The organism is Halobacillus sp. AWH4_228, assembly GCF_056158365.1.
Window position 1 is genome coordinate 1 of the sequence record NZ_JBSWTE010000002.1, and the last position, 13,672, is coordinate 13,672.

General features: G+C 36.4%; 15 protein-coding genes. 9 read left to right on the plus strand and 6 right to left on the minus strand.

From position 1 onward, the window contains the following. Window positions 1-249 precede the first annotated feature (249 nt). On the plus strand, window positions 250-624 hold the full coding sequence (locus ACXADP_RS19715) for a hypothetical protein (protein WP_160839966.1): 375 nt from the start codon (window positions 250-252) through the stop codon (window positions 622-624). Between the two features lie 20 nt (window positions 625-644). Here ACXADP_RS19715 and ACXADP_RS19720 read toward each other — a convergent pair whose 3' ends face one another. The 4 genes from ACXADP_RS19720 to ACXADP_RS19735 all read right to left on the minus strand — a co-directional run bounded on the left by ACXADP_RS19720 (window position 645) and on the right by ACXADP_RS19735 (window position 4,699). Next, a complete protein-coding gene (locus tag ACXADP_RS19720; RefSeq protein WP_474970574.1) occupies window positions 645-1,172 on the minus strand; it encodes a YcxB family protein in 528 nt (175 codons plus the stop codon). A gap of 321 nt (window positions 1,173-1,493) precedes the next feature. Continuing rightward, window positions 1,494-1,655, minus strand: a complete 162-nt coding sequence (locus tag ACXADP_RS19725) for a hypothetical protein (protein WP_160839964.1) — start codon at window positions 1,653-1,655, stop codon at window positions 1,494-1,496. 1,494 nt (window positions 1,656-3,149) lie between these two features. Beyond that, window positions 3,150-4,403 carry a relaxase/mobilization nuclease domain-containing protein gene (locus ACXADP_RS19730; RefSeq protein ID WP_160839963.1) on the minus strand — a complete coding sequence of 418 codons (1,254 nt, stop codon included), beginning with the start codon at window positions 4,401-4,403 and terminating at the stop codon, window positions 3,150-3,152. Beyond that, window positions 4,370-4,699: a MobC family plasmid mobilization relaxosome protein gene (locus ACXADP_RS19735; protein ID WP_160839962.1), complete on the minus strand. Its 330-nt coding sequence runs from the start codon at window positions 4,697-4,699 to the stop codon at window positions 4,370-4,372. Before ACXADP_RS19735 ends, ACXADP_RS19730 begins: the two co-directional genes overlap by 34 nt. Before the next feature lie 479 nt (window positions 4,700-5,178). Between ACXADP_RS19735 and ACXADP_RS19740 the strand changes: the two genes are divergently transcribed. Both ACXADP_RS19740 and ACXADP_RS19745 read left to right on the plus strand, forming a co-directional pair. Then, window positions 5,179-6,039 carry a hypothetical protein gene (locus ACXADP_RS19740; protein WP_160839961.1) on the plus strand — a complete coding sequence of 287 codons (861 nt, stop codon included), beginning with the start codon at window positions 5,179-5,181 and terminating at the stop codon, window positions 6,037-6,039. Window positions 6,040-6,159: 120 nt separating this feature from the next. After that, the gene (locus tag ACXADP_RS19745; RefSeq protein ID WP_160839960.1) at window positions 6,160-6,420 is read left to right on the plus strand and encodes a hypothetical protein; all 261 of its coding nucleotides are present in this window, start codon (window positions 6,160-6,162) and stop codon (window positions 6,418-6,420) included. A 91-nt stretch (window positions 6,421-6,511) separates the two neighbouring features. On the opposite strand, the gene ACXADP_RS19750 is transcribed toward ACXADP_RS19745, so the two are convergent. Continuing rightward, window positions 6,512-7,009: a site-specific integrase gene (locus tag ACXADP_RS19750; protein WP_474972339.1), complete on the minus strand. Its 498-nt coding sequence runs from the start codon at window positions 7,007-7,009 to the stop codon at window positions 6,512-6,514. Between the two features lie 323 nt (window positions 7,010-7,332). Further along, window positions 7,333-7,689: a hypothetical protein gene (locus ACXADP_RS19755; RefSeq protein ID WP_160839958.1), complete on the minus strand. Its 357-nt coding sequence runs from the start codon at window positions 7,687-7,689 to the stop codon at window positions 7,333-7,335. 464 nt (window positions 7,690-8,153) lie between these two features. Here ACXADP_RS19755 and ACXADP_RS19760 point away from each other — a divergent pair, with 464 nt between their 5' ends. The 6 genes from ACXADP_RS19760 to ACXADP_RS19785 all read left to right on the plus strand — a co-directional run. Continuing rightward, complete coding sequence (locus tag ACXADP_RS19760; RefSeq protein ID WP_160839957.1) at window positions 8,154-8,768, plus strand: MerR family transcriptional regulator; 615 nt, start codon at window positions 8,154-8,156, stop codon at window positions 8,766-8,768. Between the two features lie 435 nt (window positions 8,769-9,203). Further along, window positions 9,204-9,470, plus strand: a complete 267-nt coding sequence (locus ACXADP_RS19765; RefSeq protein ID WP_160839956.1) for a hypothetical protein — start codon at window positions 9,204-9,206, stop codon at window positions 9,468-9,470. A 434-nt stretch (window positions 9,471-9,904) separates the two neighbouring features. After that, window positions 9,905-10,360 (plus strand): sigma factor-like helix-turn-helix DNA-binding protein, encoded by a 456-nt coding sequence (locus ACXADP_RS19770; protein ID WP_160839970.1) that lies wholly within the window; start codon window positions 9,905-9,907, stop codon window positions 10,358-10,360. 138 nt (window positions 10,361-10,498) lie between these two features. Next, complete coding sequence (locus ACXADP_RS19775) at window positions 10,499-10,753, plus strand: hypothetical protein (protein WP_160839969.1); 255 nt, start codon at window positions 10,499-10,501, stop codon at window positions 10,751-10,753. A gap of 1 nt (window position 10,754) precedes the next feature. Then, window positions 10,755-11,540 carry an N-acetylmuramoyl-L-alanine amidase gene (locus ACXADP_RS19780; protein WP_160839968.1) on the plus strand — a complete coding sequence of 262 codons (786 nt, stop codon included), beginning with the start codon at window positions 10,755-10,757 and terminating at the stop codon, window positions 11,538-11,540. 105 nt (window positions 11,541-11,645) lie between these two features. Beyond that, window positions 11,646-13,672: glycoside hydrolase domain-containing protein (locus tag ACXADP_RS19785; protein WP_474972340.1), on the plus strand; the 2,027-nt coding region annotated here is incomplete at its 3' end.

Genomic DNA, 13,672 nt, shown 5'->3' on the forward strand with positions numbered 1-13,672 from the left:
ATGCTTAGCTGCGCTGACAGCAGGAGCATTACTTTTAATTTATGTGTCACCCGTTGTTATAAGTGTGGCAGCGACTTCTGCTTTCCTAGTAGGGATTGGAGATAAGATATTCCAAGAAGATGATTCAGCATGAAAAAAAGACATAGGGGAGTCTCCCCTATATCTTTTTTTAACCCCTATAAAACTTGTGATAAACTTATCTATAGTGATATTTACCAATTATTTTAAAGGATTTAAGGAGAGACAAACTTGGATAAATTTATGAAAGTAATATATGTCGCAAGCCTGCTAGGTGTATTAATCGGATTGTTTATGGATTGGTTCTCATTAGCGTTCTGGTCGTGGAGTGGTTTACACCATTGGACCGGTTCATTAATTGGGGTCACCACTGCCATTACTCTTACTGTTTTTTTAATAATTCCCAGACAAACTTCCATACGTTTCTTGACTATCTTAATTCCTTCATTCGTTATCCTCCAATGGATTATGATGAGCCCTTGGTTTCCTGGTAATGAGGGAGGTAACTTAAACACTGCTTTAGGAATGACAAAGGGCGGATTTTACTTCACTTTACTAAGTGCTCTTATCGCGGTTGCTTCTTATATTCGTTATACGAAGAAGTAGGATAGCTTCCAATTAGATAGTTAATGGATTTTGACTTTTTTTGAATCCATATTTCTAGTAACTAGTTTTTTAAAAAAGATGATATCTTCCTTTGTGGAAAAGTAACGCTTGGGTATAACAAGGCCTTTATTTTTAGATGTATATAACCGAAACATATCCTCGTGTTCCAGAACTGCTATAAAATCATTCCATTCAAAATAAGTATTTGACTTCCTTACTTTAGAATTTATACCATCTTCATTAATGATATATCTCAATTCGTTTTGAAGAAATTGGTCACTGCTATACTCCTTTCGAACGCGTAAGTGTAATAATCCAGCTAATACCAGTGTGAAAAAACACGCAATTAATGTAGAAAAAAATAAATATAAAGGAATAACCGCAACCAGCCCTCCTGTAATAAAGAGAGAAGATAACCACAGGCCAACTAAGAAAACAAAAATAAAATATCCAATCATCATTTTCTTATGATGATGAAGGTTGTGTTTCTTATAATCCTCAAAGGTTAAGTTTCCCTTAGCTAAGACTTCTTTTTCATTAGGTACCATAACCTCAACCCCAATATTATTAAAGTATTTATTTTATTACCTCATAACCGATAGATCCCAACAATCATCGGAAAATATAAGTGAACCATCGCTCCCTTAGTAGATTAAATTCTATCATATCAAGTTGGCTATACTCTACTACCATGAGCATAATCTATCTTACTGGCCAGAGTAATGTTATCTGATTAATGACATTAATTGTAAGTTCGTTCATTGAGATTATTAGCTCTACGCGAATCAAAAGAAGGAATAAGTGCATGTTGCTTACCCTCAGTGTATTTCTCTATATTTTATTTATTACGAGGGTTGTGCTATGTATTTCTATTTATTTACATTTTCTTCCGCCGTTGGTTCTTCGTAATTATCTTCATCGAATTTAAGATCTTGATAGATCAAGTATGCGAAAGTAAATCCTATTAGTATTAAAATTGAACACATTACGGTTAAAAGGACTTTAGTTATATTTTTAAGAATTTTTTTCATACTTTTCCTCCTTTTATCTAAAAAAAGTCCTTTTTTGAAGAAATTGCCCACGAGCCACAAATATGAATGTGTGTTTATTGTAAGAAATGTCTGTCATGCAATCTTCCTTTCTGGGTTTTTGTAGTCAATTGTGTCCTGAAAACTAACCCTAGTAATTTCAAATCTAAAAAGATCTGTTAGTTTTAATTTACAACAGTAGCCCTTTGTGCAAATCCATGCAAAAGATTCTGCTAGTTTATTCCCTCAATTCTATTGATTTGATAGAGTGTAAGGGGTAAAATTGTCATTATAAATACATACGGACAAATAAAAAAGCCATTTCCTTGATGATAAGTTTTGGCGAACTTATCGGAAATGACTTTCCCTGTCTCCACCGACCAAAGCGACACAGGGTAAAATACTAAGATATAGTTAATTATATACGGTTTACATAGCAAATTTCAACCGTTATAAATAATTTTTCAAAGGTGTATTTTACCCGGCTTTCCTCTCATTGGTAGGAAGCAGGGTAAAGTACACCTTTTTTATGTTGTTCCAACGTGGAAAGCCTACTAACACGTTGAGAAAATAAACTTGATAGGTTATGTCTTAGCCGATGCAATAATTAAGACTAGGACACTATGAAAACGCTCCCTATTGCGTTGGTGTCTGAAGGGTGAAAGCTACCTTAGTGCTGATCGAAGGAAGGATGTTGCAACTACGGTTGCAGTAGGACAAGCTGCAAGTAAGAATACTCGGTTATTCTGAACCTACCAGGGGCATTTGAAGTAGTAAGCTTGTCTAGAAGAAATTCTATCGTTAATAGGGATACACTACGGACACCTCGTAATTCCTGACGGATGTTGTCCTTCTGTAGAACGACTACTACTTACATTGACATTTTTAATTTTTGTCGATGTAGGTAGTCGTTCTATGCCTTCCGTTTTCCTCGACAAGCCTTCAGGATGTTGCCTTCGTTCCACTTTTGCAAGCATAAATACTTAGGAAAGATTAGACATCTCAACGAGGCTAAAGAATAAACGGTCTTGCTCACATAAGATTCTGTACTCTATAGGAGCTAAGATAAGAAGATCTATATAGAAGGGATCATTTAAGGGTGGGGGATGTATGATATTGAGTATTTGCTAAAGTCCTGGTCTTGGACTTTTGGAAAACGGAGATATCCAAGCAACCGAAGGGCGGTAGGGGGTTCTGTATGAGAACGGGGGTACCGTTTCTAAATGGAAACCGTTGCTGTATAGTAATAATGGTTTATGTTATACTTAAGGCAAATAGCGACAATTTAAATATTGTCATGGCATCACCCCCTTAAAGGGGAAAGAGCTCCCTGTTTGCGCAGGGAGCTCTTTTTATGGATTTAAAAATTCTTAAGGTGTTTCAATGCCAAATACTCCTAACAAAGCTTTTACCCCTAAGTATATGGGCACAAGGAATACAGAGGTTGCTAGACCGTATTTTGCTGCATCTAACCAGTAATTTATAAGAATTCCTTTTTTAACGTTCGATATCGTTCTCTTTGCTCTGTTGTCGATCTCGTCTAAGCTTTTGTTTGTCCGGCTCTTCATCTCGTTTAAGTTGCTCTCGGTGGTCTGGAGCACTTTCCCTGTTTTCTCGCTGAAATTTTGCTCGATCTTCTCCAGTTGCTGAACGATCTCGTTTTGGAGTTGATTCACTTTTTGAATGGTCTTTTGATTGTTCTGACTCATGAGGTTGGCGCCCGTTTCCATAGTTTTTATAAGTCTCTCTTCTTGATCTTTCAAGAGTTTCTCTTGCGCTTGTAAAGTCGAATTCATCCTCTGCTGAACGGTTTGGCTCGTCTCTCTGATGTCGTTCAACTCTTGTTGAGTGGTCATTTTCGAGTCGGTGTCCCTGTCGATTTGCGTGCTGACGTAACCTTTCAGAATTTCCATTAACTTCTGACTTTCCTCTATATGGTTCTGCAATTCTTGATAACTCTGGATTTCCCTGTTCGTATGATAAGGTGGCTGTTCCTCGCTCCTGGCTTGGTTGGTCTGTTCGGGTTTCCTTTGTGATTTCAAACTCACGCTGCAACGTCTCCTTTTCATAATCATTCCCCAGCTTGGAGCCACGAACTTTCTTGTTTTTATCGGGGTGCGTAAATGTAATGTTCTTTCCACGCTCTTTCATGTCAATGTTATGTTTTTCTTTTAAACTCATTTTCAATTCTTCATATGTTTGGGAGACCTGTTTTTCAAGGTCAATTTTCTCTCGAATATCATCTTTCCAACTGAATTTCTCTCGATCAATTAAGCCTTTTTCTGCTTGGGTGTAACGAACCCCTGCTTTAATGTTTTCTGCTATGGAGAGTCCTCTTCCCTTACATAATCGGTCACTTTCCTCACGAACTTTATCAATCGCTTCTTTTCCATGAGCATGATATTTCCTGCCATCTTCCGGATGCACGGAATTAATGATGATGTGATTATGGATATGTTCTTTATCATCATGCGTATATATCATGACTTCATGACCCGGAGCTAATTTTTCAGCTAGTTCCAGTCCTATTTTATTGGCTTGGGCCGGAGTGATTTCCCCTGGCTTAAACGATTGAATTACGTGATGCGCCTGAATACCGTTATTCTTACTCCACATTTCTCTCGTAGCCTTCATTTGGGCTTTGGCCACCTCGGGAAACGTATTTACTCCTTCTTTCTCGACCGCTCTTTTTTCACAGTACGAGATTAGCCGATTAGCTACTTTTGTATGGCCGAGTTGAATTGTTGCCATATAGCCTGCAGCTCCTTTTGTACCTCTTTTAATTCCTCAGCAGGAATTGTATGTCCCTGATTGGCTCGCCGGCTGATCTGGTTCACATTGTTACCGATTGCTCGCAATTCCCGGGCCATCTCAAATGCTCCTTCTCGATCAATCTTCGGCGGTCGCATTCTCGCCCCTTGTGCCTTCTTTTTCGCAAAAGAAGGCACACTCATTTGAACGTTTTTCGCCATCTGCTCAAGACGTTCAAATTCGTCGTCGCTCACTCGAAATTTGATCTGTCGGTTCTCATTTCGGTTCTCTTCCAAGCCCGCCCCTCCTTTTCAAATGGGTACCATTTGAAAGCTATTCTTCAGATAGTTTCACCGTGGTGTTGAAACTATCATACATCATAGCATGAGGGTTGGCAAGCTCTACAAATGGTACCCATTTGAGCTTGTTGGGGGTTTCCCCCAATCGCTTTCGCTCCCCCTTTGAAATACAAAAGCGTTCGCCTATTAGGCGAGTAAAATTATCTATTCTTTTTAGAATAGATAATTTTACAAGTTCAAATCCATTCCAACTGACGTTTGATTTTCAAACGTCAGTTGGAATGCGGAATATCGGAATACTCAAAATGAGTATTCCGATAGAAGTTCATTATTCTAAAGAGGTTCTGATCTAAATACCATCATTATAAAAAAGGATTACTCGTATTCTTTGTAGAATTATGGAAAATTATGGTTAATATGAATATGTTTGTGATCATGAGATGCAATGATTTTTACAATTATAGAGGAGGTTAAGTATGGCAAGGGATCCTATCGGAAGAAAAAAGAGAAGAAGGTTGAGAAGAGAAGTCGGTTTTGGCTGCCCAGTGGAAGACTGTAGAGTTCCTTTTCTCGAATATCATCACTTTGACCCTCCTTATAATGAAGGGGAAATGCATAACGAAGACGGAATGATAGCTCTTTGTCCAATTCATCATAGGCAAGCTGATCAAAGAGCTTGGTCAATTGAAGATTTACGTGAAATGAAAAGAGCTAATAATAGGGGGGAACCTAAAGGCAAGTTAGGTTGGAGTATTGATAAAGGCATTGTAATATCAGGAGGTAATTATTTCTTTTCAACTTCATTAACTATGAGAATTAAGGGGAAAGAATTATTTAAATTAGAGCAAGATCATAAAGGGAAAATTCTTGTTAATGCCTTGCTGTGGAATAATAAGAAAGAAATCATAGCTGAAATTAAAAATAATGATATGTTAATAAATCATATGAGAGTAGAAGATATTGATTGTATGGCTTCAGGTAAAGAAATTCTTTTTAAAGCACCCGATGATTCTAATCATGTAAGAATTAGATTCGAACGCCAACCCATTGAGGAATGCTTGTCTAAAGCAAAAAACACTCTGGATGAGAGTATTGTTGAAAATGTTTTATCTGATATAAAAGAACGTGTGGATAGTGGAATGGTAAATGTTATAGAGTTTAGTACTGCTATAAAAGAAGATGATTTTACCTTCCATGCTGGAGACTCTAAAATCACTTTTGATTTTAGAAAAGCAGGGTTAGATAAGGCAGAATATTATGGCAGAGCACACGGAGTCAATGGAGCTCTCAATATTGCTCAGAAAGATGGGAAAGAACTAATATACTTAGGTAAATAAGGTTTTTAAAGGTTAAAATATATTAAAAGGTCAATATAGGGTATTATCTACTAAAAGACCTTAATCTTAATGTTTTTACAAAGTTAGAAGGATAAAACATAAAAAGAAAGGGTTAATAACGTGTACACTTACACTGAAGAAGAAAAGTACAATATTCAAAAAAAGATTGAAGACATTAAAAATAAATTACCAGATAGAGCAGAATTAGAATTTGATTATGAAAACAATGCACTTCATGTACGAGCAAATAAAAGTCTGCATTCAAATTTTAGGAGACAAGGTAAAATTAAAAGTAAGTCTAAAATTTTCGAAGAGAAAATAAAACCTGAAGATATAAGAGAGAGCAAGGTACTAAGAACGTATGATGATTTAGATCAATGATTCTAAATCAAAATGAAACTTCCCAGGAAGGACGGGGCATTATAAACCGTTCGCATATGCAAACGGTCCCCTTATTCTCTTCTGTTCATGTTTACAAAGAGAAATCTTCCAAGGCTTGATCGACCATGTCATCACTAATTCCAATGTATTGTAACGTGATCGAAGGGCTAGAATGGCCAAAGATCTGCTGCAACATGGCCACATCCTTGGTTTTCTGATAAAAGGGATACCCGAACGTCTTTCGCAAGGTGTGCGTGCCGATCGGTCCGGGGACCCCGCAGACCTCCGCAGCTTCATGAATAATGCGCCAGGCTTGGGTCCGATCAATCGAGCCTCCTTTTTTGGAAGGAAACAAGGCATCGGACGCGGCTTTGCCCCGGATGTACTTATCGATTTCACTGCGCAAATTGGGGGTCATTTTGATTTTTCGAATGTTCCGTGTTTTCTTTTCCCGGATCCGCAGATAGGATGTGTCCTGGACATCCAACACCCGCAGGGGCAAAATATCGCTGATTCGCAGGCCGGAATTGATGCCGAAGGTAAATAAAAAATAATCCCGGTAGCTTTTATGTAGCAAATACGTTTTCATTTCCCGGATTAAATCCGGGTCCCGGATGGGTTCGACGCTCTGTTGGCCGAGACGTGGGGGCAATTGGATCACCTCTTATATGTTGTTTAGAATACAACACTTATTTTATTATGTTTTATTATACCATGTGTGAACCTATATAAAAGCCCGGATATCCTTGGTTTATCAAGGATATCCGGGCTTTGTTCGTTTGGTTTCACATGAAACATAATGAATATTATGTTTCATTACTATCATGGTTGTGTACTTATGTAATCTCATCAGGATGTAATTTTATAATTCATAAAAAAAGAGAGGCACGCTTGACCTCTCTTTTTTATTTACTAGTGAATAACATAGAAGTTGTCGGATTCGATACGACGGTAGCTTTGGTTTGGAATAGTGTTATGCAAAACAATTCGAGTAAGCCCTTCGTTAATCCCTGTAAATTCACGATCTGAATAACTATCTAAGTGACAGTAGCCTGAACGCCCTGCAATGAAAACCCATTCACCATCTACATAGCGTTGGAGCTCCATCTCCCAGTCTGAGCCATAACCACCAGCACCGGGAGTGTAACCCATATTAATCTGAATGCTTACTGGTACATGGTCTCCTTCAGGAGCGTTGTCATCGACAGTCATTTGAAATGGTAGATCCCCTCCAATAGGTGAGTATTGTTCCCAATATTCATAAAGCATTTTGCATTCCTCCTTTCAAGCCAATAATATCAAAGCTAATACCTAACCCGCGTATGCAAAAAATCTAAGAAAAGTAGCTTTTATAACTATAAAAGAAGCTAATCATTAGCAAGTAATAAATTGACTTTTATAGTAGGCTTCAAGAGTTCAAATGCTCCTAGCAATGTCCTATTATTCGTAGCTAACAGTTTAATCAGTTCTGTCGTGGTCCACTATCATCATGTTTCGTGAACGCTTTATCTTTTCTTGAAAATATTTAAATTGGTCTTTCTTGTAACTGAATAGATTATTCAGTAGAATACACCATGAGTACTAACTAAGTTTAGAGTGTATTAGCTAAGCCCATATACAATGATTTCATATCTAGGTCTGGAAGTTGGATAAAAACCTTGTATTTTTTCATAACCACCCTTTAATATTAAGGAAACAAGGTTTATATATAGGTTTCTGGGAGGGTTATAAATATGAATAAGGGAGAGAATCAAGGTTCAGGTAATCCAGATCTAAACTTGGTTGAGGGTTTTACGGTGAAAGAAGTTGCCACGTACTTAGATGAAACTCCAAACGTTATTAGGAATTGGTTTAAGGAGTTAAGGAAGTACGTGCCGCATGAAAAAAGTAGTAATGGTTATAACATATACAAACAGGAGGGGATAGAACGTTTTAAAGAAATACAATCTCTACACAGAGAGCAAAACTGGAGCATGAAACAGATTGAATATTACTTTGCTACTGGGGGAGAATCGTTTAGACCTGAGCCTGAAAAAACCAGCGGGGAATTACTAGCCGAAGAACTAAGAGCTTTGCGACAAGAAATATCAGCTTTAAGGGAGGATAATAAATCAATAAAAAAACAGCTAGACCATCAAGATATGAGGATGGATAATCAAGATAATTTTCATAAAACTTTGATCCAACGTATAGAACAAGTAAATATAGATCGCGACAAACAGTTGGAAACCATCAGGCAACTGGCTACTCCAGCAGAATCTAATAATGCAGATAACCAAGATACTATCCAAGATAAGAAGCAGTCTGATAAAAAAAGCTTTTGGTCACGTTTGTTTGGTGCACAGTAAATTAATTAAGACTTAAAGAAACAAAATTAATTAATACATCTAATTTTAGAAGGACCCTGAAGTATATCTCCTTTTCTTGCCTAGAATTACTACATTAAAACACAACTATTAGGGAGGTGAGGACACATGGGAGTTAGGAAAAAACTGTTTAGATTTTTGGAAGTTGTTAGGAAAACCAGACAGCAAAGCATCTGGGATATTATCGGGTAAAGCTCAACATGAGTTAGGTTTAGAAGTGCACACAAGACAACAATTGAAGAAGTTAGGGTATAGTCAGAAGGAAATTGAGAAACGTATTAGTAAACAAAAGCGGAATTTACCTAACTAAATTTAAGGTTTCGGATATTTATTAGTTCTACTTTTATTATAGAAACTACAACTGGTGAACATACTAGGGCATCATTGTATTTATTTAGAGAGAAAGGGTGATAGATGATGACAAAAAAAGATGAGGGAACAAATAATTCAGTGAATGAGGATGCTAATAAAGAAGATAGCAATATCAATAACGATTTCCTTGATAATATTGTAGGTAAAAAAACCACAAAAGAAAAAACGCACGTGTTTAAGGGATTTTATCTTGAACGCGAGGTGGCAAATGTTATTGATGAGAATGCAGCAGGCAAACCTAAAGGTGTTAAATCGGAAATTGTAAACGAATCACTTAAAAGAGTATTTAAAGAGATGGGATGGATGGAATAGCGGTATTTGGTAATGAAAACAACAGTGTTTTAAAAATATAGCTTAAGAATTTTTAAATAAGTCCTAGCAGGCTTATTTTTTTTTGTTAAATATAAGCTATACTTTAAACAGAACAAACGTTCTGGTTTTTTGTAAAGAAGTGCTATTTATATGCAGCAAAAAAAACATTTATTAATGATTATCTGCAAACATTGTAAAAATCCAATTAAAGTTGGGAAGTATCTGGAACCTTTTTTGTTTCATACTAATTCATTTAACTGTCCTAAGTGTGAGGAAGTTTTAGAAGTAACTGAAGAATTAAAGGAATACATTTTGGCTTCAAGTTATGAAGAATTCTAGTGTTAATGAACCCTAACTAAGATATTGATATCGATATTAATATCTTAGTTAGGGTTACAACATATTTATCTACAAGGGTAAGGAGGACTAAACTTATGGAAAAAACAGAAAGATCGAAAAATATTAAAAGGCTAGAAAAACATTTAAGAAATTACCAGACGTATAATGCAGGTATTAAGAATCTTCATAGTCAATTAGAGTTTGTTTTACCCAATATGCCAAAAGGTTATGAAATTCAAAAGGATCTAATCTCCTCTTTCAATATAAAAGGAGAAAACGAATATGTGCTGATAGATAGAATAGAAAGTAGAAGGGCAATAGAAATTCATGAAAATCTTTACGAGTACAAACTAATAATCAGTGCAATAGATAAAGCCTTGGAAGTATTGGATGATATCGAACACCACTTCATTTGTTACAGATATATTCAAGGGATGACAATCCAAAAAACCGCGCTAAAACTAGGATATAGTGAGAAGTATATTTTTAATATAAGAAACCAAACTTTTGAAAAGCTGTTAATTTCTTTAAAAGGAATACTACAGTTTTAATCGCTTCAGTTTTTCAGTACTTTTAAAAGGTCTGTACCGTTACCCCTACTGTTAATATACAAAGTAATCCTCATTTATCGGTCATCATTTGATTTAGATGATCTGATAAAAAACTTAATTGAAAGGAGGAAAAATAACATGGAGTTCTCTGTGTATGGAGTTGCCCTCATTCCTTTGGTGACAGCAATAGTAGAAATGGTTAAATCACTTGGTATGTCTAAAAGATATAGTATGATCGTTGCTTTATTGATGGGAGTGGTATTTGGAGTGTTTTATATTGCGCCATACGATCTCAAAGCAGGTGTAATTGCCGGCTTAGTATTAGGTTTATCTGCAAGTGGATTTTATAGTGGAGCTAAGCAAATCACAAAGAGGAAACCTAAGGAGGGGTAGAATGTCGGCCAAGGTTATTTTAGACCCGGGCCATGGAGGTCATGATCAAGGAGCGAGCGGTAATGGTTTAAAAGAAAAGGATGTTGTCTTGAAAATAGCCAAGTACACTAATGAAATATTAGAAAATAATTACGAAGAAGTAGAAACTCGCTTAACTCGAAAAAGTGATTACTTTGTGGATCTCCTTCAACGTTCAGAATTCGCGAACGAATGGGGAGCTGATTATTTCGTTTCATTTCATATTAACGCATTTGATGGTTCTGCCCAGGGGTTTGAATCCTATATTTATAATGGTTTGCCAGAAGATAGTAAGGCGGAAAAGTTCCAAAATGCTCTTCATGAAGAGATTTTAAAAGAAGCTAAGTATTTTTATGATAGAGGTCTAAAAGAAGCTAACTTTTCAGTTTTACGTGAAACAAATATGCCAGCTATTTTAACAGAGAATGGTTTTATTGATAGTGAAAAGGATGCAAAACACCTAAAATCAAATGAAGATCTGCGAAATGTTGCATTAGGACATGCTAAAGGAATTGCAGAAATAGCGGGATTAAATTTGAAAGACAGCAATGAAAAAAAGAAAAGCGAGGTAGTAGCTGGCACATTTTCAAACTATGAGAATGCTCAAAATAAGGGTGAGATTCTAAGTGATCAAGGAGTAGATAATTATGTTAGGAAATCAGGCAATTACTTCGAAGTAGTAGCTGGCACCTTTGAGAACAATGAGAATGCAAAAGATATGGTCATAACATTAAAAAATTTTGGGATTGATTCCTATGTAAAACAATGAATCATAGAAATGTAGCTACGATTTTTTAACCATAAGGTTTCAACAAAAGTTAGATTAATATATCAATATTAATATTGATATTAATATTATTAAGGGGTGAATGGAATGGATTCAATGGTTTTAGAAGTACAAAAGTGGTTGAATGATACTTATAAAGGGAGAAAAGGTTACGATGTAATTCCGGAAGATGGTTACACTGGTAATACTACGGTAGGAGCATTGATAGTTGGTCTTCAAATTGAGATGGGGATCACCAATCCTGTGCCCAACTTTGGACCTGGTACAAAAGCTGCGTTTCCTGGATTATCCAAGCAAAGCCTTGGTGAAGAACCTACTAACATGAATAAGATTCTACAAGGTGGTTTTTGGTGTAAAGGTTATAACCCGGGAGGATTTACAGGTAATTTCTTTGGAGGAACAGAAAGTACGGTTAAAGATTTTGAAGTAGATGTTGGACTAGTACCAAGTGGTTATGTTGATGCAAAATTAATGGAAGCAATTTTAAATACAGATGGATTTGAACTGGCGAGGACATATCCAAACTATGTAAGAGAAATGCAACAAATTTTAAATCAAAATTATAGTATGTATTTTCCTTATATTCCAACAAATGGTGTTTATGAAAGGAAAACAAGCGAAGCTCTTATTTATGCTTTCCAACACGAAATTGGGATAGGAAATATTGCTAATGGTTATTACGGAAATGGTACACTTGCTAATACACCTACTCTTGCTCCGGGTAATGGCCAAGATAGGCTAAATAGAATTCTGCAGTTTGCTTTAGCCGTTAATGACTATTATCCAGGAAGTTATAACGGCATTTATGATAACTCTGTCGAGAGTGCAGTTCGTGAATTTCAAGAATTTATGACCCTTCCTGCTACGGGTACAGCTGGTAAAGCAACAATCAAACAACTTCTAACAAGTAATGGCTTAACATCTCGTAGTGCTCCTGCGTGTGACGCTTCTACTATAGTTGATCGAGCGAAAGCTGAAACCTTAGTTAGTCGGGGGTATAATACTATAGGTAGATACCTCACTGGTACCGTAGGAGGATCTAGATCTAAAGCTATGACTAACGAAGAGCTGGAAATATTGGAAGAGTACAATATTAATGTTTTCCCTATCTATCAGGACGGAGGATTTTACGCAAGTTACTTCAACCATAATCGAGGATCTGGAGATGGTTTAAGAGCGCATAAGACTGCAGAAGATTTAGGGTTTCCTGAAGGTACAACTATCTACTTTGCGGTCGACTTTGATGCCTATGATTTCCAAGTTACTAACTTAATTTTACCTTATCTAAATGGTGTGAAAGAATCATTAGAATCTCAAGGCTCCAAATACAATTTAGGTGTGTATGGTCCAAGAAATATCTGTATACGTGCTTACGAAAACCCAAGTATCCAAGCAAAATACAGCTTTGTTGCTAACATGTCTACAGGGTTTAGTGGGAATCTGGGTTACCCTATGCCACGAAACTGGGCATTTAGTCAATTTTATGAATATACAGTAGGTTCTGGTGATGGTGCTATTGGCATTGACAAAAATGATATGTCGGGAAGAGATAAAGGAGTAAGTAGTGTTAATCCATCAACAGGATCAAGAAATGAAAAAGAGGAAAAACTATACGATGCTATGTTGGAAGTAGGAAGCTCCTTACCTGGATTTTTCTCAAATGAAGCTATATTTGGACCGAAATTTATTTTTAACAAAACCTACAAAATAGTTGATCTTCCAAAATTTAATGTATATTTAGAAACAGATACTAGCTTCAGTCCAAACAGTGATGCAGACCAAATTATGATTAGTGAAGGTAAAGTGGGTTATGACCTTCAAGATATAATAGGAGATGATTTGAAAGCTAATCTGAGTGCTGAACGGATGGACAAGTACGCTAACCAATTAGACGGCTTAGGAGCTAGTGTTGGAAATGGGATGATTGAATTTTCTTCTGATTTTACATCTACCACTCATACTCTAAAAGTAACCGCGTACAAAGATTCGATTGAAGTTGATGGGACGAAAACAGACTTAGCTGTATCCATAATTTATGAATTAGAAGTTGATACTACAGCCCCTTCTTATCAAAAAGTACGTGAGGCTCAAGTAAGTTTAGAAACTGTAGCATT